The organism is Saccharopolyspora sp. SCSIO 74807 (assembly GCF_037023755.1).
GTDB lineage: Bacteria > Actinomycetota > Actinomycetes > Mycobacteriales > Pseudonocardiaceae > Saccharopolyspora_C > Saccharopolyspora_C galaxeae.
This window is the reverse complement of record NZ_CP146100.1, coordinates 5,825,245-5,851,215: the sequence shown is the minus strand read 5'-3', so window position 1 is coordinate 5,851,215 and position 25,971 is coordinate 5,825,245. Positions and strand designations below refer to the sequence as shown.

24 protein-coding genes are annotated in these 25,971 nt (G+C 70.1%); 10 read left to right on the top strand and 14 right to left on the bottom strand.

Features of this window, described 5'->3' with window-relative positions; translation table 11 throughout:
• Window positions 1-8: 8 nt before the first annotated feature.
• The 5 genes from acnA to V1457_RS26900 all read right to left on the bottom strand — a co-directional run bounded on the left by acnA (window position 9) and on the right by V1457_RS26900 (window position 6,980).
• Window positions 9-2,684, bottom strand: coding sequence for an aconitate hydratase AcnA (gene acnA / locus V1457_RS26920; RefSeq protein ID WP_338597743.1), 2,676 nt, complete (start codon window positions 2,682-2,684; stop codon window positions 9-11).
• A gap of 267 nt (window positions 2,685-2,951) precedes the next feature.
• Entirely contained in the window at window positions 2,952-3,830 is an 879-nt protein-coding gene (locus V1457_RS26915; RefSeq protein WP_295141261.1) for an FCD domain-containing protein, read from the bottom strand.
• A 62-nt stretch (window positions 3,831-3,892) separates the two neighbouring features.
• The gene (locus V1457_RS26910) at window positions 3,893-5,392 is read right to left on the bottom strand and encodes a tripartite tricarboxylate transporter permease (protein WP_338597740.1); all 1,500 of its coding nucleotides are present in this window, start codon (window positions 5,390-5,392) and stop codon (window positions 3,893-3,895) included.
• Window positions 5,392-5,988: a tripartite tricarboxylate transporter TctB family protein gene (locus tag V1457_RS26905; protein WP_338597738.1), complete on the bottom strand. Its 597-nt coding sequence runs from the start codon at window positions 5,986-5,988 to the stop codon at window positions 5,392-5,394. Before V1457_RS26905 ends, V1457_RS26910 begins: the two co-directional genes overlap by 1 nt.
• A complete protein-coding gene (locus V1457_RS26900; protein ID WP_338597736.1) occupies window positions 5,985-6,980 on the bottom strand; it encodes a tripartite tricarboxylate transporter substrate-binding protein in 996 nt (331 codons plus the stop codon). Before V1457_RS26900 ends, V1457_RS26905 begins: the two co-directional genes overlap by 4 nt.
• A 479-nt stretch (window positions 6,981-7,459) precedes the next feature.
• On the opposite strand from V1457_RS26900, the gene V1457_RS26895 reads away from it, so the two are divergent.
• The 5 genes from V1457_RS26895 (at window position 7,460) to V1457_RS26875 (ending at window position 11,154) form a co-directional block, all read left to right on the top strand.
• A complete protein-coding gene (locus tag V1457_RS26895; RefSeq protein WP_338597734.1) occupies window positions 7,460-7,669 on the top strand; it encodes a hypothetical protein in 210 nt (69 codons plus the stop codon).
• 122 nt (window positions 7,670-7,791) lie between these two features.
• Window positions 7,792-8,322, top strand: a complete 531-nt coding sequence (locus V1457_RS26890; RefSeq protein WP_338597733.1) for an RICIN domain-containing protein — start codon at window positions 7,792-7,794, stop codon at window positions 8,320-8,322.
• Window positions 8,323-8,493: 171 nt separating this feature from the next.
• Complete coding sequence (locus V1457_RS26885; protein WP_338597731.1) at window positions 8,494-9,135, top strand: TetR/AcrR family transcriptional regulator; 642 nt, start codon at window positions 8,494-8,496, stop codon at window positions 9,133-9,135.
• Window positions 9,132-10,730, top strand: a complete 1,599-nt coding sequence (locus V1457_RS26880; RefSeq protein WP_338597730.1) for an MDR family MFS transporter — start codon at window positions 9,132-9,134, stop codon at window positions 10,728-10,730. The genes V1457_RS26885 and V1457_RS26880 overlap by 4 nt, the downstream gene beginning before the upstream one ends.
• A gap of 1 nt (window position 10,731) precedes the next feature.
• The gene (locus V1457_RS26875) at window positions 10,732-11,154 is read left to right on the top strand and encodes a hypothetical protein (RefSeq protein ID WP_295143872.1); all 423 of its coding nucleotides are present in this window, start codon (window positions 10,732-10,734) and stop codon (window positions 11,152-11,154) included.
• Between the two features lie 40 nt (window positions 11,155-11,194).
• On the opposite strand, the gene V1457_RS26870 is transcribed toward V1457_RS26875, so the two are convergent.
• The gene (locus V1457_RS26870; RefSeq protein ID WP_295143870.1) at window positions 11,195-12,046 is read right to left on the bottom strand and encodes a thioesterase family protein; all 852 of its coding nucleotides are present in this window, start codon (window positions 12,044-12,046) and stop codon (window positions 11,195-11,197) included.
• An 87-nt stretch (window positions 12,047-12,133) separates the two neighbouring features.
• On the opposite strand from V1457_RS26870, the gene V1457_RS26865 reads away from it, so the two are divergent.
• A complete protein-coding gene (locus tag V1457_RS26865; RefSeq protein ID WP_338597727.1) occupies window positions 12,134-12,949 on the top strand; it encodes a helix-turn-helix domain-containing protein in 816 nt (271 codons plus the stop codon).
• 31 nt (window positions 12,950-12,980) lie between these two features.
• Here V1457_RS26865 and V1457_RS26860 read toward each other — a convergent pair whose 3' ends face one another.
• From V1457_RS26860 to V1457_RS26840, 5 genes are all read right to left on the bottom strand, one after another.
• A complete protein-coding gene (locus V1457_RS26860; protein ID WP_338597726.1) occupies window positions 12,981-14,225 on the bottom strand; it encodes an aromatic acid exporter family protein in 1,245 nt (414 codons plus the stop codon).
• Window positions 14,226-14,322: 97 nt separating this feature from the next.
• On the bottom strand, window positions 14,323-14,478 hold the full coding sequence (locus tag V1457_RS26855) for a DUF6131 family protein (protein ID WP_200071604.1): 156 nt from the start codon (window positions 14,476-14,478) through the stop codon (window positions 14,323-14,325).
• 247 nt (window positions 14,479-14,725) lie between these two features.
• A complete protein-coding gene (locus V1457_RS26850) occupies window positions 14,726-15,445 on the bottom strand; it encodes a GolD/DthD family dehydrogenase (RefSeq protein ID WP_295143859.1) in 720 nt (239 codons plus the stop codon).
• 222 nt (window positions 15,446-15,667) lie between these two features.
• On the bottom strand, window positions 15,668-16,987 hold the full coding sequence (locus V1457_RS26845) for an RbtT/DalT/CsbX family MFS transporter (protein ID WP_200071602.1): 1,320 nt from the start codon (window positions 16,985-16,987) through the stop codon (window positions 15,668-15,670).
• Window positions 16,988-17,004: 17 nt separating this feature from the next.
• Window positions 17,005-18,096, bottom strand: coding sequence for an alcohol dehydrogenase catalytic domain-containing protein (locus V1457_RS26840; RefSeq protein WP_200071601.1), 1,092 nt, complete (start codon window positions 18,094-18,096; stop codon window positions 17,005-17,007).
• Window positions 18,097-18,446: 350 nt separating this feature from the next.
• Here V1457_RS26840 and V1457_RS26835 point away from each other — a divergent pair, with 350 nt between their 5' ends.
• Window positions 18,447-19,370, top strand: coding sequence for a sugar-binding transcriptional regulator (locus V1457_RS26835; RefSeq protein WP_200071600.1), 924 nt, complete (start codon window positions 18,447-18,449; stop codon window positions 19,368-19,370).
• Window positions 19,371-19,438: 68 nt separating this feature from the next.
• Here the strand turns inward: V1457_RS26835 and V1457_RS26830 are convergent, their stop codons facing one another.
• Window positions 19,439-20,476, bottom strand: a complete 1,038-nt coding sequence (locus V1457_RS26830; RefSeq protein ID WP_338597722.1) for a LacI family DNA-binding transcriptional regulator — start codon at window positions 20,474-20,476, stop codon at window positions 19,439-19,441.
• Between the two features lie 295 nt (window positions 20,477-20,771).
• Here V1457_RS26830 and V1457_RS26825 point away from each other — a divergent pair, with 295 nt between their 5' ends.
• Window positions 20,772-21,995: an MFS transporter gene (locus V1457_RS26825; RefSeq protein ID WP_338597721.1), complete on the top strand. Its 1,224-nt coding sequence runs from the start codon at window positions 20,772-20,774 to the stop codon at window positions 21,993-21,995.
• Between the two features lie 240 nt (window positions 21,996-22,235).
• Here V1457_RS26825 and V1457_RS26820 read toward each other — a convergent pair whose 3' ends face one another.
• Window positions 22,236-22,844 carry a TetR/AcrR family transcriptional regulator gene (locus V1457_RS26820; protein ID WP_338597719.1) on the bottom strand — a complete coding sequence of 203 codons (609 nt, stop codon included), beginning with the start codon at window positions 22,842-22,844 and terminating at the stop codon, window positions 22,236-22,238.
• A 105-nt stretch (window positions 22,845-22,949) separates the two neighbouring features.
• Between V1457_RS26820 and V1457_RS26815 the strand changes: the two genes are divergently transcribed.
• Entirely contained in the window at window positions 22,950-23,999 is a 1,050-nt protein-coding gene (locus V1457_RS26815; protein WP_200071597.1) for an NAD(P)-dependent alcohol dehydrogenase, read from the top strand.
• A gap of 246 nt (window positions 24,000-24,245) precedes the next feature.
• Here V1457_RS26815 and V1457_RS26810 read toward each other — a convergent pair whose 3' ends face one another.
• Window positions 24,246-24,800, bottom strand: coding sequence for a TetR/AcrR family transcriptional regulator C-terminal domain-containing protein (locus V1457_RS26810; RefSeq protein ID WP_295141308.1), 555 nt, complete (start codon window positions 24,798-24,800; stop codon window positions 24,246-24,248).
• Between the two features lie 101 nt (window positions 24,801-24,901).
• Between V1457_RS26810 and bioB the strand changes: the two genes are divergently transcribed.
• On the top strand, window positions 24,902-25,969 hold the full coding sequence (bioB, locus tag V1457_RS26805) for a biotin synthase BioB (protein ID WP_295141305.1): 1,068 nt from the start codon (window positions 24,902-24,904) through the stop codon (window positions 25,967-25,969).
• The last annotated feature ends 2 nt before the right edge of the window (window positions 25,970-25,971 follow it).

Genomic DNA, 25,971 nt, shown 5'->3' with positions numbered 1-25,971 from the left:
CGGTGCCGTTACTCGGCGGCGGGCAGTGACTTGCGGACCACGTAAGGCAGCGTTCCGCCGTGCTCGAGGTAGCTGATCTCGCTGTGCGAGTCGAGGCGCAGCCGCAGCCGCAGTTCCCGAACCGCTCCGCCGAGCCGGGTGATCGTCATCGTGACCCGGTTCAGGCCCACTTCGAGTGCGTCCGGGACGTGCAGGTCGAGTTCGTCGCCGGGGTGGAAGCCGTGGTCGTCGGCGGATTCGCCGGGCTCGAACACCAGCGGAAGCACGCCCATGCCGATCAGGTTGCTGCGGTGGATCCGTTCGAAGTTCTCCGCCACCACCGCGCGCACGCCGAGCAGCGACTGGGCTTTCGCGGCCCAGTCCCGGCTGGATCCGGCGCCGTAGTTCCGGCCCGCGATCACTACGAGCGGGATTTCCGCGGCACGACAGGACATCGCGGCGTCGTAGACCGGGCTGACCTGCCCGGCCGAGTCCAGCGCGCGGCCGCCGGATCCGGATTCCTCGCGCAGCAGCAGGTTTTCGACGGCTCGGTTGGTGAACGCGCCGCGCAGCATGACTTCGTGGTTGCTGCGCCGGGTGGAGTACTGGTTGAGATCGCGCGGTCGAGTGCCGCGCTCGCGCAGGTACTCGCCCGCGGCGCTGTCCGCGGGGATCGCACCCGCGGGGGAGATGTGGTCGGTGGTGACGTCGTCCCCGAGCCACAGCAGGACCCGGCCGTTCCGGAACCCGAGCCCGGCCGGGGGAGTGCGGGAAAGTCCCGTCAGGTAGGGAGGTTTGCGGATGTAGGTGGAGTCCTCGTCCCACGAGAACCTGGTTCCCTCCGGCGCGGGCAAGGCGTGCCAGTGCTCGGTTCCGTCGCGGAGCTTCGCCGTGTTCGCGCGGAAGAGCTCCGGTTGCACGGAGTCGGCCACCACGCGCTGAACGTCCACATCGGACGGCCAAAGGTCCGCGAGGTGCACCGGATCCCCGTCGCGGTCGTGGCCGATCGGGGTGGTGGTGAAGTCGTGCAGCACCGACCCGGCCAGGGCGTAGGCGACCACCAGCGGCGGCGAGGCGAGGTAGGCCAGCGAGATCTTCGGGTTGATCCGCCCGGCGAAGTTGCGGTTTCCGGAAAGCACTGCGGCAGGCGTGAATCCTCGTTCGACCAATGTGTCCATATCGGACTGCAACGGCCCGGAGTTGCCGATGCAGGTCATGCAGCCGAATCCGGCGACGTGGAAACCGGTGTCGGCCAGCGCCGCGAGCAGTCCGGCCGCGTCGAGGTAGTCGCTGACGACGCGGGAGCCCGGTGACAGCGAGGTCTTCACCCACGGTTTGGCGCGCAGGCCGCGCTCGGCGGCACGCTGGGCCAGCAACCCTGCCTGCACCATCAGCGCCGGGTTCGCGGTGTTGGTGCAGCTGGTGATCGACGCGATCGCGACCGCGCCTGCGGGCACGGGTTCCGCCAAGGCCCTCGGTTGTTCGGAAAGCCCGAGTTGCCCAGCGGGTTCCTCGGAGCCGCCCGACGCGGTTTCCGGATTTCCCGCAGCCGCGCGGAAAGTGCCCGGCACGGCCGAAAGCGGGACGCGTTCGTGCGGCAGTCGCGGACCGGCCACGCTCGGTTCCACGGTGTCCAGGTCGATCGTGATCGTCTCGTCGTAGACCGGTTCCGGTTCGGCTCCGGTGCGGAACAATCCCTGCGCGCGCAGGTATTCGGCGACCACTTCGCGGTGCGCCGCGTCCCGGCCGGTGAGCGCGAGGTAGTCCAGCGCGTTCTGGTCGAACGGGAAGAACGCGCAGGTCGCGCCGTACTCCGGAGCCATGTTCGAGACCGCGGCGCGATCGGCCCAGCCGAGACCGGTCGCGCCGGGGCCGACGAACTCCACGAACTTGTCGATCACGCCGTGCGCGCGCAAGACCTCGGTCACCGTGAGCGCCAGGTCGGTGGCGGTCACGCCGCTGCGCAGCCTGCCGAGCAGCCGGACGCCCACCACGGTTGGGAACGGAACGACGACCGGTTCGCCGAGCATCGCGGCCTGCGCCTGCAATCCGCCCACGCCCCAGCCGACGACGCCGATCGAGTTGATCATCGGTGTGTGGCTGTCGGTGGCCACCAGCAGGTCCGGGTGCAGCAGCGGCGCATCTCCCGCCGGGTCGGTCCACACCACGCGCGCCAGCGACTCCATGTTGACCTGGTGGATGATCCCGGTCCCAGGCGGCACCACCCGGAAGTTCTCGATGCTGCGCTCGGCCCACCTGATGAACTCGTAGCGCTCGCGATTGCGCCGGAAGTCGATCAGCAGGTTGCGCTCGGCGGCGTCGGCGGTGCCGTACTCCTCGGCGATGACGGAGTGGTCGACGGTCAGGTCGACCGGGATGGCGGGTTGCAGCAGTGCCGGGTCACCGCCGAGGTCGGCGACGCCGTCGCGCATTCCGGCGAAGTCGGCGAGCGCGGGCAGGCACGTCGTGTCGTGCAGCATGATCCGGTTCGGGTGCAGCGGCACCTCGCAGTCGCCGCGGCGTTCGAGCGCGCGCCGCAGGACCGCCTCCAGCGAACCGGGGGCGCGGCGGGCGACGTTCTCCAGCAGCACGCGGATCGCGTAGGGCAGCGTGGCCAGCTCCCGCTCCGCGGCCAGCTCCAGCAGCGGAACGTACCGATACGCACGCTCTCCAACGGCAAGTTCAGCAGTCCGCGCAGCACCCATACAGCGATTGTACTAAACCGCTCACAAGTACAACACTCGCTGGAAGTGGCCGCCCCCGCGCCGACACGCCCGTACGCCACCCGAGCAGCCCAGGCGCATTCCGAGTGAACGGAACTTTGGTCCCACTAGATTGGTCGAACGGGCCGTTCACTCGGGAGTTCCGGCGCGGGTGGCGCGGCGCCGACACGCCCGCGCGTCGCGCGATCAGCGGGGGTGCGTTGGGAGTGAACGGAACTTTGGTCCCACTAGATTGGTCGAACGGGTCGTTCACTCGGATTGAGCGGCGGGGATTCGGGTTTTGAGCTCGCGGACCTCGTCGAGGTGCTCGTGCAGGAAGCGGGCCGCGGCCGCGTGGTCGCCGGTTTCCAGCAGATCGAGCAGTTCCAGGTGCTCCCTGGCCTGGCGGACCAGGCGTTGCCGGTCGGTCTGGTGCCGGTACTCGACGAGGCGGCGCACCCGGTTGACCCGGCAGACCGCGTCGAGCAGGTAGGCGTTGCCCGCGCAACCCACGATCATCTCGTGGAACTCGGCGTTGACGCGGAACAGCTCGCCGCGCGGCAGCAGCAGCGCGTCCCCGCGCAGCAACGATTCCTGCTGCTTGCGGTGCAGCGCGAACTTCTCCGCGTCGATCGCGAAACCCGGTTCGCGCACCGCCGCGGGCTCCACGATCATGCGGAAGCGGTAGCTCTGGTCGTGCGCCTGCGCGGTGGACAGCAGCTGCTGGAACGCCCAGCCGCGGCCCGGCCTGCGCCGGATCAGGTCCTCGCGCTCCATGCGCACCAGCACGCGATCGGCCTCCCGCGTCGTGAGGCCGTAGCGGCGGCGTACCTCGGCGGTGGTGAACTCGCCGGCGAACCGGCCGCTGAGGTAGTCGTCCCCGATCCGGAAGTAGGCGTCCTCCTCGTTGTCCGGCCCCGCGGAAAGGTCCACGTGGGCCAATTCGCCGGCGGCGCGGGTGAGGAAATACCCGCGGTTCGGTTCCTGCGCGACCAGCCCGAGTTCGGCGAGGTAGCCGAGCGCTTTGCGCACCGGCGACCGCGAGATGCCCAGTGCGTCGGCGACCCACTGCTCGCGCACGTGCGCGCCCCGGTCCAATTCGGAGCGTCGAATCAGGTCGACGACCTGCATCGCGATGCTTGGGGGCATGATCTCCTCGCCGATCTGGTCGCCGACCATGCTAATCGGGCGGCTCGGAAACCTGCGCCCGGTCAGGCGGCGGTTCGCCGCGAGCGCCACCGCAGCACGAGCGTGGCGAGCACGGCGACCGCCAGCACCGCGTACAAGCTCACCGCGATGGGACTGTCGAACAGCACGAGCACGTTGCCCTGGCCGACGGCCATCGCCCGGCGCAGCTCCTGCTCCGCCAGCGGCCCGAGGATGACGCCGATCAGCACCGGCGCCAGCGGAACACCGGTGCGGCGCAACAGGAAACTCAGCAGACCGACCAGGTAGACCAGCACGATGTCCGATACCGCCAGCTTCGACGCGTACGCGCCGAGCGTGGCGAACACGGCGATCGCGGCGTACAGGTAGTGCTGCGGGATGCTCAGCAGCTTCGCCCAGACCGGCGCGAACGGCAGGTTCAGCACCAGCAGCAGCACGTTGCCGATGAACAGGCTCGCCAGCAGCGCCCACACCAGCTCGCCCTCGTCCTGGAACAGCAGCGGCCCCGGCTGCATCCCGTACTGCTGGAAGGCACCGAGCATGATCGCGGTGGTGGCCGAGGTGGGCAGGCCCAGCCCGAGCAGCGGGACCAGCGACACCGCGGTGGTCGAGTTGTTCGCGGCCTCCGGCGCGGCGACGCCCTCGATCGCGCCCCGGCCGAACTCCGAACCGCCGCGGCGCCGCGCCAGCCTCCGTTCGTACCCGAGGGACAGGAACGTGGGGATTTCCGAGCCACCGGCCGGGATCGCGCCGAACGGCAAGCCCAGCGCGGTGCCGCGCATCCACGGCAGGAACGACCGGCGCACGTCTTTGCGGTCGAGCCAGGGCCGCCCGGTGTCGATGTCCTGCAGCCGCTGCCCGCTGCGGTTGCGCGCGGCGACGTGCAGGACTTCGCCGATGGCGAGCATTCCGACGGTCACCACGACGACGCTGATCCCGTCGAGCAGCGAACCGGATCCGAGCGTGTAGCGCGCCACGCCGGTCTGCGCGTCGATGCCGACCACGCCCAGCGCCAGGCCCAGCCCGAGCGCGGTCAGCCCGCGCACCGCCGAGTCGGCGACGACCGCCGCGGTGGCCGCGAACGCGAACAGCACCAGCGCGAAGTACTCCGCAGGCCCGAACCGCAGCGCGAAATCGACCAGGAACGGCGCGCAGAACACCACCGCGACGCAGGCGATCGTGCCGCCGACGAAGGAGCCGATCACCGAGGTCGCCAGCGCCTGCGGCGCACGGCCGCGGCGGCTCATCAGGAAGCCCTCGAAGGCCGTGGCCATCGACGAGGACTGCCCCGGCGTGTTCAGCAGGATCGCCGTGGTGGCGCCGCCGAACTGCCCGCCGAAGTACACCCCGGCGAGCATGATGAACGCGCCGGTCGGCTCCAGCCGGAAGGTCAGCGGGATCAGCATCGCCACCGCCATCGAGCTGCCCAGCCCCGGCAGCACCCCGACCGCCGTGCCCAGCACCACGCCGACGAAGCACAGCAGCAGGTTGACCGGCGTGAGCGCGTCGGCGAACCCGCTGAGCAGGAGGTTCCAGGCGTCCATCACAGCACCTCCGGCAGCAGGCCGACCGGCAGCGCGATGCCGAGCCCGGCGGTGAAGGCGAGCTGCACGGTGCACGAGAACACCGCTGCCACGCCCAGGTCGAACAGCGCCCGCGAACTGCCGAGCGCCCGCGCGACGCCCCAGAACAGCGCTGTTCCGGCGGGAATCCAGCCGAGCAGCAGGAGCACCACGAGGTGCACGGCCAAGGTGGCGACCACGAGTCCGAACGCGCGCCGGTCGAACGACGCCTCCGCGGCCGGTGCGCTGACCGTCGGCTTTCGCACCGCTTGAATGGTCAGGACGCAGCCCAGTGCGATCAGCAGGACGCCGACCGCGATCGGGAACCACTGCGGTCCCAGGTAGCCGACGTTGAGCGGCAACGGCAGCCGAAGTCCCTGCAGCACCAGGAAAAGCCCGGTCACGAGCACCAGTCCTGCGAGCACCCGGTCCGCCCGGGGCGAGTGCGGGTCGGCTGCCTCGTGCTGCCCGGTGCTTTCGTGCTGCGCACTGCCTTCGGTCTGCCCGGTGCCTTCGGTCTGCCCGGTGTCTTCGGGCCGCGCGGGTTCCTCGTGCTGCTCGCCGGAAGCGGTCGTCATGCCAGCCCCAACCTTTTGGTGATCTCCCGGATCCGCCCCGTCTCCGCCCGCAGGTAGCGGTCGTATGCCGGGCCGTCCACGAACGCGTCGATCCAGTTGTTGCGCCGCAACGCATCCCGCCACTGCGGGGTGGCGACCAGCTGCCGGGCGAACGCGCGCATGTCCTCGGCTTGCGCCGGTGTGATCCCCGGTGCGGCGGCCAGGCCGCGCCAGTTCGACAGCACGATGTCGATCCCGGTTTCCCGCAGGGTCGGCGCTCCGGGCAGATCGGCGGTGCGCTGCGGCGCGGAAACGCCCAGCACCCGCAATTCTCCGGCGGTGACCTGATCGCTGATCTCGTTCGTGTTCGCCACCCCGACGTCGAGGTGGCCGCCGAGCAGCGACGCCACCATCTCGCCGCCGCCGGAGTAGGCGATGTAGTTCAACCCCGCAGGCCCGACCCCGGCGGCGCTCGCGGCCGAGCCCGCCAGCAGGTGGTCCAGGCTGCCGATCGAACCGCCCCCGACGACCACGCCTCCCGGATCGGCCCGCCACCGGCCCATCAGGTCGTCGATGGTGCGCAGCGGGGAGTCGGCGGGAACGACGATCGCGTCGTAGTCCTCGCTGATCTTGGCGATCGGGGTGGTGTCGGCGACCTTGGCCGGCGAGCCGTTGATCTCGACGCCGCCGAGCATCGTCGTGCCGGTGAGCAGCAGCGTGTTCGGATCGCCGGGCTGGTTCACCAGCCGTGCCAGGCCGATCGTGCCGCCCGCGCCTTCCACGTTGAGGACTTCGCTCGCGGCGGTGAGGTCGTTGGCCTGCGCCGCGTTCTGCAGCTCGCGGGCGGTGGTGTCCCACCCGCCGCCGGGCGCAGCCGGAGCGATGATCTTGAGCTTGTCCCGCGCTCCCGCGCCGGTGCCTGCGGACTCGTGCGCCTCGGCGATGCCGGCGACCACCAGCACCAGGCTCAGCATGGTCACGACCGTGCGCAGCAGGATCTTGCGTGTGGTCACGGTGTCGACCTCCGTCCCGCGCGGCGGGCGCCGTCGGCCGGGCAACGATCGGCGGTGATCGCCATGGGTCTCCTACGCGCCGCTCCTGGTCGGCGCTCCGGTGGAGCGCCCCAGATGCAAGTTGTACTAAGTTGCGACTCGGTACAATAAGCATCGGGCGCGTGGCGGTCAACGGCCGGTGTACGCGAAGTGCTCCGGCGTTGGTCCGGGCTGCGGGTGGATCCCGGAAGCTGCGATCCCCGCGGAGGGCGCTGCTGTCTAGCTACGTTCGCGTTGCCCGATGTGGTCCGTTGGCAAAGCGCGCGATCCGCTGAACGGCGGTATCCACAATGTCTGTCCACTATGGATCGGCTGAATGGAAAAGCCGCCGCCCGCCCCGGTTTTTCGGCGCTAACACGACGCGGCCGCACCCGCGTACCGCGTCATCGGGAGCCGGTACCGGCTGGAGAGCAGCACATGTCGCGGTGCGATGGGGGACCGTGTGGTCGAATACCGACGAGTTGCTGCACCGCCCGGTGGCGGTCAAAGAGCTGAAGCTCTCGCCGGAGCTTCCCGCGGACGACGCCGCCGAACTCCAGGAAAGGCGCTTCGCGAAGCACGCGCGAGGGCCGTGCTGGCGCAACCCGACGTCTCACCGCCGCCGCGCCGATGACATCGCCTTCCTGAACTGGTTCCGGTTCCACCGCTGACCGCTCCAGGCGATCACCCGTTGCGGTGCGTCGTCGGGCCGAGGTGGTCCGAGCCGGGTATGACGTTGCGCGGAATCGCCGATCTCGACACCGCAAGCCGGCGATCCGGACGGAGGAAAGTCATGAACCGATCTCATCTCGTCGCCATCGGCGCGCTGGCGGCGCTCGGGTTCGCCGCGGCCGCGCCCGCGTTCGCCCAGGGTGAAGCGGCCCCCGGCGACATCGTGCATCGCGGCCAGATCGCGAGTGCGGCCGACGGCACCCGCTGGGTGCTGGACGGCGACACCGGGCCGCAGATCGACAGTGCGCAGCTGAAGAACCGGCCCGAGTACACCAGCCACAAGTGGATCATCTCCGATGCCGGTGGCGACCACGTGAGCATCAAGAACGCGAAGACGAACAAGTGCGCGGCCACCGAGCTCGTCGAGCCGGACTCGGCGGTGCAGGTGCGTCCGTGCCAGCAGCACGACGACCTGCAGAAGTGGAAGGTCGAACCGGGCGACGGCGGAACTCTGGTGATCACGCCGAAGAACGATCCGGCGCTGGCGGTTTCGGTCCGCGAGCTCAGCAAGCCCGGTGGGCGCAGTCCGCTCGTGCTGAAGGACCGCGCGAGTTCGGAAAAGTCCAGGGAAAGCCTGTTCACCCTGCCCTGATCGAACGCGCCGCCGCAGCGCAGCGGCCGAGAGGGTCTTCGCGAGGAACCACCCGCGAAGGCCCTCTTTTCTTGTCGCATGCACCCGAGGTGCTGCAGGTCGCGAGCGCGCCGGGGCGAGGATCGACCCCGGCGTCTGCACTCAGCAAGCCATAGTGCAAGAATGCACTCCGTGGCTGATGGTGCAAACCCGGGTTTCCAGCGTCGGATGCGCACGGCGCAACGGCTGACCACCGCAGCGCGCCGGCGCACCGCCGAGCAAGGCCTGCCCGGCTTCACCGTCGACGAGATCTGCGACGAGGCGGGCATCTCGCGGCGCACCTTCTTCAACTACTTCGCGTCCAAAGAGGACGCAGTGCTCGGCTTCACGACGCTGTGGGACCAGCACGAACTCGAGGAGCGGTTCGCCGCCGAGGGCGCGGGGAACGCGAGCGGGCACTCCGAGCGGTTGCCGGAGGACTACGCCGCGCTGATCGTCGCGCGCTGGACGGAGATCGGACTCACCCCGGAACACGTGGCCGACCTGGTCGCCGCGATCGACCGGGAACCCCGGTTGCTGTCCCGGTTGTTCGAGTCGCTGCGCGCCCGCGAGCGGGCCGACGTCGAGCTGGTGCAGCGCCGTGCGGGTCTGCCCGCGGGAGACCTCCGAGCCGAAGTCGTCGTGCAGGTGGTCAGCGCGCTCGGGGGCGCCTGCATGCGGGAGTTCCTCTGCCCCGGGAACTCCGACCCGTTGCGCACGATCATGGAACGTCGGCTGGGGGCCGCGCGGGGGGTCTTCGCGGGGGCGCTCGGCCAATCCGGAGGAATGACATGAGCGAACCCGACTCCGGCCCGAAGCTGCTGCTCACGCAGCGGCGGGTGTGGATCATCTTCAGCGCGCTGATCGCGGGGATGCTGCTGGCCAGCCTGGACCAGACCATCGTGTCCACCGCGATGCCGACCATCGTCGGCGATCTGGGCGGGGTCGAGCACCAGGCGTGGATCACCACCGCTTACCTGCTGGCCACCACGATCGTGATGCCGATCTACGGCAAGTTCGGCGACGTGCTCGGCAGGCGGCGGCTGTTCCTGGTCGCGATCGCGCTGTTCACGCTCGCCTCGATCGGCTGCGCCCTGGCCGGTGACTTCTGGACCTTCGTGACGTTCCGCGCCGCGCAGGGACTCGGGGGCGGCGGGCTGATGATCCTGTCGCAGGCGATCATCGCCGACATCGTCCCGGCCAGCGAACGCGGCAAGTACCTCGGCCCGCTCGGCGGCATCTTCGGGCTCGCTGCCGTGGGCGGTCCGCTGCTCGGCGGCTTCTTCGTCGACCACCTGTCCTGGCACTGGGCGTTCTACATCAACGTCCCGGTCGGCATCATCGCGTTCGCGATCACCTACTTCGCGTTGACGCTGCCCAACAAGCGAGCCACGCAGCCGTTGGACATCCCCGGTGTGGTGCTGCTGGCGGCGGCGACCACGAGCCTGATCTTCTTCACGGACTTCGGCGGCGACGCCGCGCACGGCTGGAGCGCGCCGGAAACCTGGATGTGGGGCGCCGGGCTGGTCGTGGCCGCGGGGCTGTTCGTGTTCGCGGAGTCGCGCGCGACGGACCCGATCATCCCGCTGTCGCTGTTCCGCAACCCGATCTTCATCAACGCCACCGCGATCGGGCTGGTGCTGGGGCTGAGCATGTTCTCCGCGCTCGGTTTCCTGCCGACGTTCCTGCAGATGTCCACCGGCACTTCGGCCGCGGTCTCCGGCATGGCGATGCTGCCGATGATGGCCGGGCTGATGCTCACCTCCATCGTCTCCGGCCGCCGGATCACCAAGACCGGGCGCTACAAGCTGTTCCCGATCCTCGGCACGATCGTCACCGGCATCGGCATGGTCGCCATGACGAGCCTGTCCGCCGAGACGCCCGTGTGGTTGCTGTGCGCGTTCCTGTTCGTGTTCGGCGCGGGCCTCGGGCTGATCATGCAGGTCGTCGTGCTGGTGGTGCAGAACTCGGTGAGCCCGTCCGTGATCGGCACCGCGACCAGCACGAACAACTACTTCCGCGAGGTCGGCGGGGCGCTGGGCACCTCGGTGTTCGGCACCATCTTCTCCACCCGGCTCACGGAGAACCTGAAGGTCATCTTCGCCGGTGCCGGAGCATCGCCGGAACAGGCGCAGAGCGCGGCGGGCTCGGTGGCCCCCAGCGCGCTGGAACAACTGCCCGCGCCGATCAAGGACGCCATCGTCGGCGCTTACGCCGACGCGCTGGCCCCGGTGTTCTGGTACCTGGTCCCGTTCATCGGCGTCGCGTTCCTGCTCGCGCTGCTGCTCAAGCAGATTCCGCTGTCGGAGGTCGCAGGCCTGGTCGCCCGCGGCGAGGCGATCGGCGGCGAGGAAGCCGAAGCCCTCGAAGCGGCCCGGCGCTCTTCCTGACGTGGCTTCGCGCGGGGTCTACTACGTCGTCGAGCCGGAAGTAGCGGGAGAGCTCGGGCCGGGAACGAGTTTCGATCGCAGCGTCAGTCCGGTCACGGTGACCCGCCTCGAACTCCGGTTCACGAACTGGCTGGGTGATGCCCTGGTGGAGAGCACTCCCTGCTTCATCGTCACCGCCGCGCTCGCGGAGCGGATCACCCGGGAAGGCTTGACGGGAGTGGCCTTCGACGCCGTGACCGTGACGCTCTCACCCGAAGGCGAAGAGCTGATCGACGAGTCGTTGCCGCAGTGGCTCTGGCTCAAGATCACCGGTTGGCCCGGTGCCTCCGACTTCGGCCGCAACGACGATTTGACGCTCGTCGTCTCCGAACGAGCGTTGTCCGTTCTGCAGGAGTCGGGGCTCGACAATGCCGTTGTGGTGTAGTCGTGCTCACTCGGTTCGTCCGCGTCTCGCCGGCCTCGGCTCAGCGCGACGCTTCAGGTTGCGGGGAGCTTTCCGTGGCCCGCGGCGCGGGCCGGAGCACAGCGGCGAGCTGGCGGGCCTGGGCGACCAGGTGGCCGCGGGAGTCCCAGAGCTCGAAGTCCTCTTCGTGGTAGCCGTCCGCGACGTGGTGGGTGGCCACCCGGCAGGCCAGCCATCCCGGTGCGGGCCAGCGGCGGACGTGGGTGTTCAGTTCCACGGTCGCCGAGCCCGCGACTCCGAGTTCGAGGACCACCGGCGCGGCGGCGTCGACGAGCAGCGGCAGGCTCATCGGATCGGCGTCGCGGCCACCGGCGAACGCGATCCAGAATTCGGCGTGCGGGACGGAGCTGGGCGATCCGCCGAACCATCCCGGCCGTACGGGGTATCGGAACTCGACCTGCTCGGTGATCGTCACCTCGGGCATCGGCGCATCCGCGAGCGGGTCGAGACATTCCCCGGGCGGCGGTAGATCGGGCATCGCGGACAGCTCCGCGCAAATGCCCGCGGCACCTGTGCGGTCGGTGAAGCTTGCGGTCGTGCGCACGATCTCGGTGCCGTCGGCGAGGATTCGGGCCTGGCCGGTGGATATCCGGCGGCCCCGGTTGGCCACCTCGGTGTGCACCTCGATCGGACCGGGACGGCCTCGGCGCAAGAAGAAGGTGGACACCACGAGCGGGTCCGGGTGGGGGAGCGCGGCGCGCAACGCGCTGAGGCTCACGGCCGCCGCGTACCCGCCGTTGATCACGCCGCCGAGCGCTTTCCAACGCGGCGAGAACCCGGCCTCGAACCGGCCCGGGGTACCGGTCGGTCGCACGCGGGTGTCGATGTCGAACGGATGCTCCGCAACAGTCATGCACCGAATTCTGAATCGGTGCGTGCGGCGGATCGATTACTTCCGAGGTAATCGAACCGGCGCATCGCGCGGTCTAGCATCATCGATGTGTCCGACTCGGTTGCCGAACGCGAAGCATCAGCCGGCCCGGGGGAGGTGTTGCGGGAATGGCGGGCGCGCCGGCGTCGCAGTCAGCTCGAACTCGCCATCTCGGCGGGAGTGTCGGCTCGGCACCTGAGCTTCGTCGAGACCGGCCGGTCGAGAGCCAGCCGTGAACTGCTGCTCACGCTCTCCGAGAGCCTGGAAGTGCCGCTGCGCGAACGCAACGCCCTGCTGCTCGCCGGCGGCTATGCACCGGTCTACACCGCGTCCGACCTGGATGACGAGCAGTTGCAGGCAATTCGTGCGGCCCTCGATCACCTGCTCACCGGGCACGAGCCCTATCCGGCGCTGGTCATTGACCGCTGGGGCGACATGCAGCTGAGCAATCGCGCGGTCGCGCCGCTGCTCGCCGGGGTCGACCCGGAGCTGCTCGCCCCGCCGGTGAACATCTTCCGCCTCAGCCTGCACCCAGCGGGACTGGCGCCGCGCATCCGCAACCTCGGCGCGTGGGCGGCCCACCTGATCGAACGCCTCGACCGGCTAACGCGCACGACCGGCGATGCGCGCCTCGCCGGACTGCTCTCCGAGATGCGCGGCTACGGCCCGCCCACCGTGGGCATGAACAGCCGACCTGAGCACGACGTACTGCTGCCGTTGCAGCTGGAGCACCCGTCCGGTGCGCTGAACCTGCACAGCACCGTGACGCACTTCGGCGCGCCGCACGACGTGAACCTCGCCGAACTCGCGGTCGAGTCGTTCTTCCCGGCCGACGAGGCGACCCGGCGAATTCTCGGCGAGCTGGCAGCCGGCACGACGGCCTGACGTTCCCATGGAGGGGGCGGGCTGTTGCGCGCTAATTCCCCGCGGAGCCCACGGATCGGGGTTCCTCCCGGTCGGGTTCGAGCAGGCGTGACAGGGAATGGCGGGCGTGGATGAACTCTTCGACCAAGCGGTGCGCGTCGGTTTGCAGGGCGCCGTAGATCGGCCATTGCCGCGGGCTGTCGAGCGTTTCGTCCCCGGCCTGTTCGGCGAGCTCGCGGTAAGCGCGTTCGGCCCGGGAAGTGGCGTCGTCGAGTTCGCGCAGTTGTGGCGTGTCGTCGGCGCTGTGCAACCGGCCGAGGTTTCGAGCCGCTTCGGCCGCTGCAGCGAGCAGTTCGGCGTAGCCGATGATGAACCGGTGGTGTGCCCGGTCCTGCGGGTGGTCGGTGGCGGCGGCGTTGTGCACGCCGCGCAGGCCGGAGCGCAGTTGCTCACCCGCGCGCTCCAGCGCGTTGAGGATCGTGCGGTGGCCGGCGAAGGAGGTGGAGTCCCGCATGAACAACCTGCGCGGGTTGAACCGCATGGTCTCGGCGGCGTGCTCGACGGTGGCGCGCGCCTGCGCCACCGACTCCGGCAACTGGTCGGCGCGGTGCTGCCACGCCTGCGCCGATTCCCGGTCCGGCACACCGCCGTGCAAGCCCTCCGACACGTCGGTGAGCAGGTCGCACAGCGAGTGGGCCAGTGAACCGATGCCGTGCTCGGCGCTGCGGTAGCGCATCGGCGGCACGATCACGAGATTGGTGAGCACTCCCAGCGCGCAACCCAGCAGCACCAGTCCGGCGATGCTGGCCAGCTGGAGATAGCTGGAGGAGAGCGCGGGTGACTGGGTGAACGACGAGTAGGCGAACAGCGCGGCCACCCCGACCTGCGGTCCCTGCTGGCCGAGTTTGCGCCAGCGCCCGAAAACCAGCGCGACCAGGATCAGTACCGCGAACGTCCACATCGCGGCACCGAGCGTGGGCGTGAGCACCCCGGCCAGGACCACGCCGGCCACCATCGCCGCGGCGTAGCGGGCGGACTGGTCCACCGACTGCGACACCGTCGCCTGCACCATCAGCAACGCGGTGAACGGGGCGAACGTCGCCGAAGGCGCGTGCAGCAGGTTGTTCGCGATCAGCCAGGCCACGGCTGCCGCGAACACGCTCTTCACGATCGACAACATCGCGTCGCGGTCCGGGCCGGCGTGGCCCAGACCTCGCCGCAGCGTGCCGATGAGGCGTTCGGCGCGTTCCTTCGCCCGGTGGACCGCGGTCCGTCCGGTCGTGTCGCCTCCGGTCATGGCTTCGCGTCGCCCTCGGAACATCGGGGCTCGGTTCGTGCGCACGGCGGGGCGATGCGGGTTTCGGTCCATCCGCACGCCAGTCCACTGTGGCCGGTCAGAACCAGTGGGCGCGGCCGCCGACCTTGGTGCCCATTCGGCCGAGCACGAACAGGACCAGGCCCGCGACGATCAGGATGCCGCCGATCGTGTAGAGGACGGGGACGCTCAGCACCAGGCCGAGGATCAGCAGGATGACACCTAGGGTGATCACGGGGATCTCCTCCAAGCGCAGTGGGGCAAGACCCTCTTCGCCTACCCGGTGATCCGGGATGTCAATCACTGGGTCGGCTGATGCGCGTGGTGCCGATCGCGACTGCGCTCGGTCCGTCGTGGCAGGGCGGCGGAAGCTCGGGTGCCGCGCGGCGGCGGAAGTTCCGGTGCCGCGCGGCGGCGGAAGTCTCGGTGACCGGCGCAGCGAACCCGAGTTATTCCACTGTGGATAGATGTCGGATCGAGCGTCAGCGGATGGTGAATCCGCCGTCCACCCGCAGGTCGGTGCCGTTGACCATGGCGGCCTCTTCGGTGGCGAGGTAGGCGACCGCGGCCGCGATCTCCGCCGGCTCGGCGAACCGGCCCGCCGGGATGTCCTCCCGGTGCGCCTCGCCAGCGGGGTTGTCCCAGGCGGCGCGGCCGAGCTCGGTGAGCACCACGGTCGGCGAAACCGCGTTGACGGTGACGCCGCTGCGCGCCCACTCGAAAGCCAGCGTCCGGGTCATGCCGAGGATTCCGGCCTTCGACGCGCTGTAGGCGACGTGCTGGTCCAGCGCGACGCTCGCGGCCTGCGAAGCGAGGTTGATGATCCGTCCGGAACCCTGCTCGACCATGCCGCGCCCGACCGCCTGGCACATCAGGAAACTCCCGGTCAGGTTGATGTCCAGCGTCGCGCGCCAGTCGTCCATGACGATGTCGGCGGCCGGTGCCAGCCGGGCGACACCGGCGGAGTTGACCAGCACGTCGATCCGGCCGTGCCGGTCGAGCACCTCCCGTACGCAGTCCTGCACCGAGTCCGGTTCGGAGACGTCCACCCGGTGCGCCGAAGCGCACGACTCCGGCAGGTCGGCGACGAGGTCGGCGCCCGCGACCGTGGCCCCGCGTTCGGCCAGCACGCGGGTGATCTCGGCGCCGATCCCGGACGCCGCACCGGTCACCAGGGCCACCTTCTGCGCAAGTTCAAACATGGCTGAGCCGTCCTTGTCCGTGGTTTCGGCCGCCGCGGCCGAAAACTCTGCTGTTCGCAACGGGGCTGCGCACAACGGAGCTGCGCACCGCCCGTCTTGCACCGGCGGAAACCGCCCTCCGCGCCGGGAGGGCGGTCCGCCGGTTCGGTGCCGTGGCACCGGTCGGCACCGGATGCGCCGCCCGCAGGGCGGTGCGGCGGGATCCGGTGCCGGACGCGGCGATCAGGCGGTTGCGGCGGCGGGCTTGCGCCGCCGGTTCTCGTCCTCCGGCACCTTGAGGAAACCGACCATCACGAAGGCGGCCGCGTAGAGCACCACGAACGCCCAGACCACGCTCACGTTGCCGAGGCCGACGGCCAGCACGACGGCGGGCACGGCCGAACCGAGGAACGCCGAACCGCCGGCCGCGGTGGTGTACATGGCCATCGCGGCGCCCTTGTAGTCCGGGGCGAGCGCGGGCATGATCGCGCCCATCGGCACGAACCCGGCCAGCAGCGCGCCGAACAGGCAGCCCGCGGCCGTGGCGGTCCAGAAGCCCCACGACGTTCCGGCGGGCACCCAGTGCGCCACGTACCACCAGGCCAGCAGCCCGACCGCGGAGCCGAACACGCCGAACCACTGCACGGTGCGCCGCCAGCCCCAGCGGTCGCCGATCGCCCCGAACACGGCGTTGACCAGGATGTTGGACGCGTAGACCAGCGTCGTCATGATCAGCCAGCGGGACTGGCCCCAGCCCAGCTCCTCGGCGATCACCGTCGGCAGGATGATGAACATGCCGTACTGCGGCGCGGTGTTGATCAACCGCACCAGGAAGCCCATCAGGATCTTCGGCCGGCGCACGGTCAGCTGCAGCCCGGCGGTGAGCACCGCGGCGGTCGAGTTGCCCGCCGGTGCGATGCGGCTGTCGCCGTGCGGCTCGCGCACCGCGAACTGGCCGAGCAGGAAACCGATCACCACCAGCGCGATGGAGGCCACCATCGCACCGGTCTCACCGGCGGTCCCGCCGCCGAAGGCCGGGATCATGCCCAGCGCGTACAGCGAGCCCAGCGTGGGCAGGCCGCCGGTGAACATGACGTAGAACCAGCCGACCGCCTTGCCGTTGCGCTCCACCGGCGTGACCACGTTGACCCAGACCAGGAACGCGAACGCGAACAGCGGGTAGCCGAAACCGCGCAGGAAGTAGGTGAGGAACACCAGGGGCAGGCTGCCCATGGCGAGGCTGGCGAGGAACAGCAGCTCGAAGACGATCCACACGGCGGCGCCCAGCTGCATCACCCGGCGCGGTCCCCACAGGTCGGCGAGCGCTCCCGACAAGTAGCTGCCGATCAGCGCGGCCAAGCTGTACATCGAGATGATGGTGCCGACGGTGGCGGTGCCGGAGCCCAGCACCTCGCCCATGTGCGGTTCGATGAAGTTCGTCTCGGTGCCGTTGCCGGTCATGAAGATCAGCACGGCGAGGAATCCCCAGCGCAGCGAGTGCGGGATGCCGATCCGGTCGAGGAAGGTCTCGCGGGCCGGACCGGTGGTGGTTGCGGTGTTCATCGTGTTCGTCCCCGTATTCACTTGTTGGGCAGGATCGAGACCTTCACGGACGCGCCCGAGGTGTCCGCGACCAGGTCCAGCGCCTGCTGGAACTCGCCCAGCCCGACCTGGTGGGTGCAGATCTGCTCGACCGGGATCTTGCCCTGCTCCAGCAGCTTGATCGCGGCGGGCCAGCAGTGCGGCCCGAGGTGCGCGCCGAGGACGTTGAGCTCCTTGTCGTCGGAGATGATCGACCAGTCGACCGTCACGTCCGAGCCGAACACCGAGTACTCCACGTACGTCCCGAGCTTGCGCAGCAGGTTCAGCCCCTGGCCGACCGCGGGAGTGGCACCGGTGCCCTCCAGGTAGACATCGGCCCCGTAGCCCTCGGTCAGCTCGGCGACGCGGGCGACCACGTCGTCCTTGGCGGGGTTGAACGTGACGTCGGCACCGCACTGGCGCCCCAGCTCGAGCTTGTCGTCGTCGAGGTCGAGCGCGACCAGGGTCATCGGGTTCTTCTGCCGGGCCCCGGCGATCAGGCCCAGGCCGATGGGACCGCAGCCCGCGACGACCACCACGTCGCCGAAGCTGATGCTCGCCCGCTCCACCGCGTGCAGCGCGCAGGACAGCGGCTCGGCGTACGCGGCGTGGTGCGGCTTGAGCTCGTGCGAGACCTTGTGCGCGCGCGCGTTGATCGGGACGAGCGTGTACTGCGCCATCGCGCCGTTGTAGTTGCGGAAGCCGAACATGTCGTGCGGCCCGCACATCCAGTACTGGCCGCGGCGGCAGTAGCGGCATTCCTCGCAGGGCACGATCTGCTCGCAGGCGATCCGGTCGCCGAGCTCCACCCCGTGGTGGTCCAGGCCCTTGCGGTCACCGGCCACGACGACCCCGACGAACTCGTGCCCGGGGATGACGCCCTTCTGCGCCCAGGCGGCGCGGTTGTCGTCGCCCCAGAACTTCGCCGCGCCGTGGTAGCACTTCAGATCGCTCGCGCAGACGCCGACCGCTTCCACCTCGATCAGCAGCTCGCCGTGATCGGGCGTGGGCACGTCCACCTCTTCGAGCCGGTAGTCCTCCGGGCCGTGCACGACTACCGCCTGCATCCGGCTGGGAATGGATTGCGGCACCTTTGCCTCCATTGCTGGTCAACTGTTGAAAAAACGGCCTGCGCTGCAACAACAGCGGACCGTAGGCTCGCACGACGTCGCAGGCACCGGGTGCCGAGGCCGCCGGTGCCGAGTCCCGCTGCCGTCCGGTGGAGGGCGGCTCACCCCGGACGTGACCAGCGAGAAGGCTGCTCGGCCCGGCAGCTCGCCGGCCGGGTGTCCCGGCCTGGCCCGGCCAGCAGCCACGCACCGATCTCCCTCACTCGATCAGCCCAACGTCAGGCGAAGTGCGGTAACCTTCCGTTCAATACCGCTCATACGTCAATAGGCGTCGCTCAAATGAGCGGTCACTCGGTAGGACGGGGGAGCACGTGGGACCGGAGCGCCAGATCCTCGCCGCGCTCGTCGCAACGCAGCACTACTTGAACAAGCAGACCAAGTCGCAGATCGCGGAAGATCTGTCGCTGTCCCGGTTCCAGGTGGCGCGGCTGCTGGAGGCGGCGCACTCGGAGGGCATCGTGCGCATCACCGTCGAGCTGCCCTCCGGCGTGGACGCCGACCTGTCCAACCGGCTGCGCAGGCACTTCGGCCTCAAGCGCGCGCTGGCGGTGTCGACTGCCGACGAGCCTGCCACCCGGCGCAAGCAGCTCGGCCAGGCCGCCGCCGACCTGCTCACCGACGTGGTGACCGAGGACGACTGCCTCGGCATCGCTTGGGGCCGCACGCTCAGCGCGATCCCCGGTGCGCTGAGCAAGCTGGCGACCTGCCCGATCGTCCAGCTGACCGGGGTCGCGGGCACGATCTCGGAAAACACGATGGAGCTGGTCCGCCAGATGTGCGCGGTCAACGGCGGGCACGCGAACCCGATCTACGCGCCGCTGGTGGTCGCCGACGCGGCCACGGCGCGCGGGCTGCGCGGGCAGGCCGGGATCTCCCGGGCGCTCGAACTGCACGGGATGGTGACCCGCGCGGTGGTCGGCGTCGGCAGCTGGGACCCGCCGGACTCGCAGCTGCACGATTCGCTGCGGGTGGAGGAGCGGCGCAAGCTCTCCGGCCGGGGAGTGCGGGCCGAGATCTGCGGGACGCTGCTCAACTCGGACGGCGAGGTCGTCGAGGGGCTGGAGGACCGCTGCATCGCCGTGCCGACCGCCCGGCTGCGCGAGATTCCCGAGGTGATCGCCGTCGGCGGCGGCAGTGCGAAGATCAAGGCGGTGCTCGCCGCGATCCGCTCCGGGTTGATCCACGGGCTGGTCACCGACGCCAGGGTCGCGGGCGAGCTGCTGGCGCTCGGTTGAGCGCGCCCGGCTGATCGGTGAGCGCCCGACCGGCCCCTGAGTCCCCGGCTGACTCCTGAGCGCCCGGATCAGTCCGTTGCGCGGGGTGGGCTCGTGCTGCCGCGCACCGTGAGTTCGGGAGTCAGCACGACGTCGGTGCTCGTGGCGCGTTGCTCGTCGAGGCGTTCGGTGCAGGAGCGGATGGCGAACTCCGCCATCCGCCCGGTGTCCTGGTGCACCGTAGTGAGGTCCACATAGGACAGACCGGCGCTGTGGCTGTCGTCGTAGCCGACCACGGAGATGTCGCCGGGGACGTGGACCCCGGCCCGCAGCAGCGTGGTGATCAAGCCGCCGGCGCACAGGTCGTTGCCCGCCAGGACCGCCGTGGGCAGGTCGCGCCTGCTGAGCAGTTCCCGTGCCGCGTCGGCTCCGGACTCCTCGGTGTAGTCGCCGGGCAGGACCTCGATGTGCGCGTCGAGCCCGTGCTCGCGCATGGCCGCGCGGTAGCCGTCGCGGCGTTGCGCGGCTCCCGGCAGCGTTCCGCCGTCGACGTGCGCGATCTTGCGGTGTCCGAGGCCGATGAGGTGGCCGACGGCCAGCCGAGCGCCTTCGGTGTCATCGGTGCGCACGCTGTCGATCCCGGCGGCGCCGGTGTGCTGGCCGATCTCGACCACGGGAATGCGCTCGGCGATCCGGCCGAGGTGCGCGGGCGCCTCCACGGCCAGCCCGATGAGGATCAGCGCTTCGCAGCGCAGTCCGAGCAGCTCGTCGACGGTGTGGCGCACGTTGCGGCTGGGCAGGATCGCGCTGAGCACGATGCTGTAGTCGAGCCGGGAAGCCGCGGCGTAGAGCGCTTCCACGACGTGCGGGTCCAGCGAATGCCCCAGCGTGAACAGCACGCCGAGCTGGCGGCTGCGGGCGCGGCGCAGCAGCTGGGCGGCGATGTCCGCGTGGAAACCGAGGTCTTCGGCGACGCGCAGGACGTGTTGCCTGGTGCGGGGGTTCGGCCCCGGCTTGTCGCCGAGGACCAGCGAGACGGTCTGGCGCGAGACACCCGCCTCGGCTGCGACATCGGCCATGGTGGGGCGCTTGCCACGGGCGGTGTTCCGGTCCTGCGGACCTGGCATTCCCGTTCCTCCTGGCTGACCCGTCCGACCGGCCGCTGCTGACTTGTCGCTCCGGACGGCCGCGCGGTCACCGGCAGGGTACTCGTCGCCGTTGCCGCGAGTGCTCGCGAGTCACATCACAGGGGCGTGGCTTGAAGGCCGCGCGGATCGAGTGGAACCCTGTATTTAGCACGTGCTAAAAGAGCTGCTCCCCGGTCGACCCCGATCGCCCGAGCGCCAGGGCGGGTGCCGCGTGGTCGGCCCGGTGTCGTGCCGCCGCTTCCCGATCTCATCCTGTCGTGAAAGGTCATGTTCTATGGCTCCGGCGTTGCTCGCGCTCGCCCTGGGCGCGTTCGCCATCGGCACCACCGAATTCGTGATCATGGGGCTGCTGCCGCAAGTGGCGGCAGGGCTGTCCATCCCGGTCGCCGACGCGGGGAACCTGGTCTCCGCCTACGCGCTCGGCGTCGTGCTCGGCGCACCGCTGCTCACGGCGTTGAGCACCCGGTTGCCGCGCAAGAACGCGCTGGTGCTGTTCCTGGGGATCTTCGCGCTCGGCAACCTCGCCACCGCGTTCGCGCCCGGATACGGGACCGTGTTCGCCGCACGGATGCTGGCGGGGCTCCCGCACGGCGCCTTCCTCGGCGCGGGAACCCTCGTCGCCGCGCACCTGGTGGGACCGGCGAAGCAGGCGACGGCGGTGGCGCGCGTGCTGCTCGGGCTGACCGTCGCCAACATCGTCGGCGTTCCCGGCGGCACGTTCCTGGGGCAGCTGTTCGGCTGGCGGTCGGCTTTCCTGGTGGTGGCCGCGATCGGCGCGCTGGCCGTGCTCGGAGTGCTGGCGTTCGTGCCGAGCGTGCCGATGCCGCAGGGGATCGGCCTCAAGCGCGAGCTGTCCGCCCTCGGCACGCGCCAGGTGGTGCTCGGCCTGGTCACCGGCGTGTTCGGCTTCGCGGGCGTGTTCGCGGTCTACAGCTACATCTCGCCGATGATGACCGGGCTCGCCGGGCTGCCCGAGTCCGCGGTGCCGGTGGTGCTGGCGCTGTTCGGCGTCGGCATGACCGCGGGCTCGCTCGTGGTGGGGCCGCTGGGCGATCGGGCGCTGCGGCCGACGATCTACGGTGCGCTGGCCACGCTGGCGGTCGTGCTGCTGGTGTTCAGCTTCGCCGTGCACACCGCGTGGTCGGCGGTGCTGATGACGGTGGTGCTGGGCGCGGCCGGGTTCGGCGTGACCGCCCCGCTGCAAGTGCTGATCATGCAGAAGGCGGGCAACGCGCCGACGATGGCCGCCGCCTCGAACCATTCGGCGTTCAACCTCGCCAACGCGGGCGGGGCGTGGCTCGGCGGCGTCGGGATCAGCGCCGGGTTCGGTTACACCTCGCCCGCGATCATCGGCGTGGTGCTCACGCTCGTGGGGCTCGCCTTCGCGCTGACCGCGGGCCGGATGGACCGTGGCGGTGCGTCGGCCGGCCCGCGGCTGGTGGCCAACCGCCAACGCCAGGGGTCCACCGAGGCGATCAGCGCCGCCGAGCGGGACTGACCGGCAGCACTTCGTTTCAGTACGATCTTTGGTCTTGTCTTGTCAGCGGCGTAGCCGCTGAGCAGTGGCTATGAAAGCAACCGGCACCGCGGCGGGTTCTCAGCGGCTTCCTCGCGAGGACAGCGATTTCGCCGCGTAGGGTGGCTACGTCAGAAATCGATCCCGGAGCGAGGAAGGCGCTGAGGTTCCGCTACCGGCACCGCCACGCAGACCTTTCTGGAAAAACTCCTTAGTGACGACCTAAAGACGGCTCGGGTCCCCCGCGAGCCGATGCCCGTAGATCGCGCTGCGGGCTGCGCGGGTGGATTTGCGCACGACCAGTTCCGCGGAGTAGCCGTGCTTGGCGAAGACGCCGTCGAGCCAGAACATGCCGTAGCCGTGCGCCTGGGTGAACAGCTGCTCCATCAGCTCCAGGGCGTCCTGCGGCGTGGCCGAAACCTCCAGGCAGCGCAGCAGGAACTGGTCGGTCAGCCGCCGGGTCTGCTCGTGCAGCTCGGCGTACCGGGGACCGTGCAGGCCGTCGGCGTAGATCAGGTGCATCCCGGCGCGGCGTTCGATCAGGTACTCGGTGTAGGCCCCGGCCGCGGCGGCGAGCGCGTCCGCGGCGTCCTCGTGCTGCTCGGCGGCGTGCTGCACGCGCTCGGTGAGCAGCTGGGCGGTCGTGGTGGCGACGGCGGCCAGCAGGCTCTCGCGTTCCGGGAAGTGCCGGTACGGCGCGCCGGGGCTGACGTTGGCCCGCCGGGCCGCCTCGGCGACCGAGAAACCGGCCACGCCCCGTTCGGCGATCAGCTCCAGCGAACTGCGCACGAGCGCGGCCCGCAGGTCGCCGTGGTGGTACTTGCCGCCCATGCCGTGGATCACGTCCTCCGGTCGGAATAAGTGGCCGTGCCGCTATGTATTGATGTAAGAGGGCTCTCACGCGAGCCCTTCGCAGAGCTGTTCCTTGGAGGGTTCATGAGCACGACCACGCACGCTATCGCCGCGCCGACGCCGGGGGCACCCCTCGCGCCGACGACGATCGCGCGACGTGATCTGCGTCCGGACGACGTATTGATCGACATCGCCTACGCGGGCATCTGCCACAGCGACATCCACCAGGCCAAGGGCGACTGGGGCGAGGGCATCTTCCCGATGGTGCCCGGCCACGAGATCGCCGGCGTGGTCGCCGCGGTCGGCTCGGACGTGACGAAGTACCAGGTCGGCGACCGGGTCGGCGTGGGCTGCATGGTCGACTCCTGCGGCGAGTGCGAGTACTGCCAGCAGGGCACCGAGCAGTTCTGCGTCCAGGGCAACGTGCAGACCTACAACGGCGTCGGCTTCGACGGCGAGAACACCTACGGCGGCTACAGCAAGCAGGTCGTGGTCAAGGACGCCTTCGTCTGCCGGATCCCGGACGGCATCGGGCTCGACGTCGCCGCTCCGCTGCTGTGCGCAGGCATCACCACCTACTCCCCGCTGCGCCAGTGGGGGGCCGCGCCCGGCAAGCGGGTCGCCGTGATCGGTCTCGGCGGGCTCGGGCACGTGGCGGTGAAGCTGGCCGCGGCGATGGGCGCCGAGGTGACGGTGCTCAGCCAGAGCCTCAAGAAGCAGGAGGACGGGCTCAAGCTCGGCGCGCAGGACTACTTCGCCACCGCCGACGAGTCGACCTTCGAGACCCTGCGCGGGCGCTTCGACCTGATCCTGAACACGGTCTCGGCGAACCTCCCGGTCGACTCCTACCTCGGGCTGCTGCGCGTCGGCGGCGCGATGGTCAACGTCGGTGCGCCTGGCGAACCGCTGTCCTACAACGCCTTCTCGCTGCTGGCGGGCAACAAGGTGCTGGCCGGATCGATGATCGGCGGGCTGCCGGAGACCCAGGAGATGCTGGATTTCTGCGCCGAGCACGGCATCGGCGCGGAGATCGAGCTGATCTCCGCCGACCAGGTCAACACCGCCTACGAGCGGGTCGAGAACAGCGACGTCCGCTACCGCTTCGTCATCGACACCGCCACCATCGGCGCGTGATTTTCGGAATATTTGAAGGGTTTGCGTAGCGGGGCGGGTGGCGGAACCTCAGGCGCCGTCTCGCTGCGGGATCGCCTCCTGACGTAGCGCCCTACGCGGCGTCGGCGCTGTCCTCGCGAGACGACGCCTGAGAACCCGCGGCGGTGCCGGTTGCTCAGGTGGTGGGCGCAAGCGGCTGCGCCGCTTCAAGAAACCCTCGTCGTCCCGGTGGGTGCTGCGCCGGGGCGACGAGGGTGCACGTCGCCGCTAACCGTTCACCCGGGAGCGCAGGCCGTCCAGCACGAGTTCGAGGCCCTGCTCGAAGTCGGACGCCCTGGCGGGTTCCCGGTCGATCGCCCCGGCGCTGGCGGCCTGCAGCGCGGTCTGCTCCTCCGCGGTGTGCCCGAACACGAGGTGCAGCAGGGCGCGAGTGGCGACGTCGACCACGTCCTGCGGAAGGCCACCGTCGCGCAGCGCCGCGCGCAGCTGGCCCGCGGGCTCGCCGGCGCCGAGCCCGAAGGTGTGCGCGGTGAGCACCACTTCGGCGCCGTCCCGGTAGGCGAGCATCGCGTCCCGCAGCTCGCCGCAGAGCTCGACCACGCGCCGGTCCCACTCCGCGGCCCGCCGCGGCCGCTTGCCCCGGGCCACGATCTCGTCGGCGACTGCGGTCAGCAGCGTCTGCTTGTTCGGCACGTGGTGGTACAGCGCGCTCGGTTGCACGCCGAGCTCGGTGGCGAGCCGGCGCATCGTCAGCGATTCCAGGCCGTATTCGTCCAGCACCGCGATCGCGCGGTCCACGACGTCGCTGCGGTGGTAGCGCACCCGAACCCTCCCCGGTTGACCGGTCGATCCCGCCATCCTACCCTGAACACCGTTCAGCTGAACGCTGTTCAGGTTGCTGTCCTCCGACACCGGGAGAAGCGATGCGCGCCACCTTCCAGCAGCTCGCCGATGGCGTCCTCGGCGGAACCCCCGCCACACCCGAAGATGCGCTCGCGGTGCTGCGTGCCGACGACGCCGAACTGATGTCCGTGGTGGCCGCGGCGGGCCGGCTGCGCCGCGCGCACTTCGGCAACACGGTGAAGGTGAACTACCTGGTCAACCTGAAATCCGGGATGTGCCCGGAGAACTGCAACTACTGCTCGCAGGCGCTCGGCTCGGACGCGCCGATCCTGAAGTACTCGTGGCTGTCCACCGACGAGGCGCTGCAGCAGGCCGGGGCCGGGTTGCAGGGCGGAGCGGGCCGGGTGTGCCTGGTCGCCTCCGGCCGCGGACCGTCCAATCGGGACATCGACAAGGTCACCGAGATGGTCGGCGCGCTCAAGGGCGAGCACCCCGATGTGGAGGTCTGCGCCTGCCTCGGCTTCCTGAAGGACGAGCAGGCCGAGCGCCTCAAGGAGTCCGGTGTGGACGCCTACAACCACAACATCAACACCGCCGAGAGCAACCACGCGAACATCGTGCAGACGCACACCTACGCCGACCGCGTGGACACCGTTGAGAAGGCGAAGGCAGCGGGCCTCTCGCCGTGCTCCGGTCTGATCGCCGGGCTGGGGGAGACCGACGAGCAGCTGGTCGAGGCGGTGTTCGCGTTGCGGGAGCTGGATTCCGACTCGATCCCGGTCAACTTCCTGATGCCGTTCGACGGCACCCCGTTCGAGAACACCTGGGAGCTCACGCCCGCGCACTGCGTGAAGATCCTGGCGATGGCGCGGTTCGTCTGCCCGGACCGGGAGGTGCGGATCGCGGGCGGCCGCGAGATGCACCTGCGCTCGCTGCAATCGATCGCGCTGCACGTCGCCAACTCGATCTTCCTCGGGGACTACCTCACCTCGGAGGGGCAGGAGGCCAAGGCGGACCTGGAGATGATCCGGGACAACGGTTTCGTCGTGCTCGGATCCGAGGAGGACTTGGCCCAGCGGTCCGCAGCTCCGGTCGATCCGGCGATCCGCCGCCGCGGGGCGGGCACCGCCGTGGTGCCCAACGCCTGACC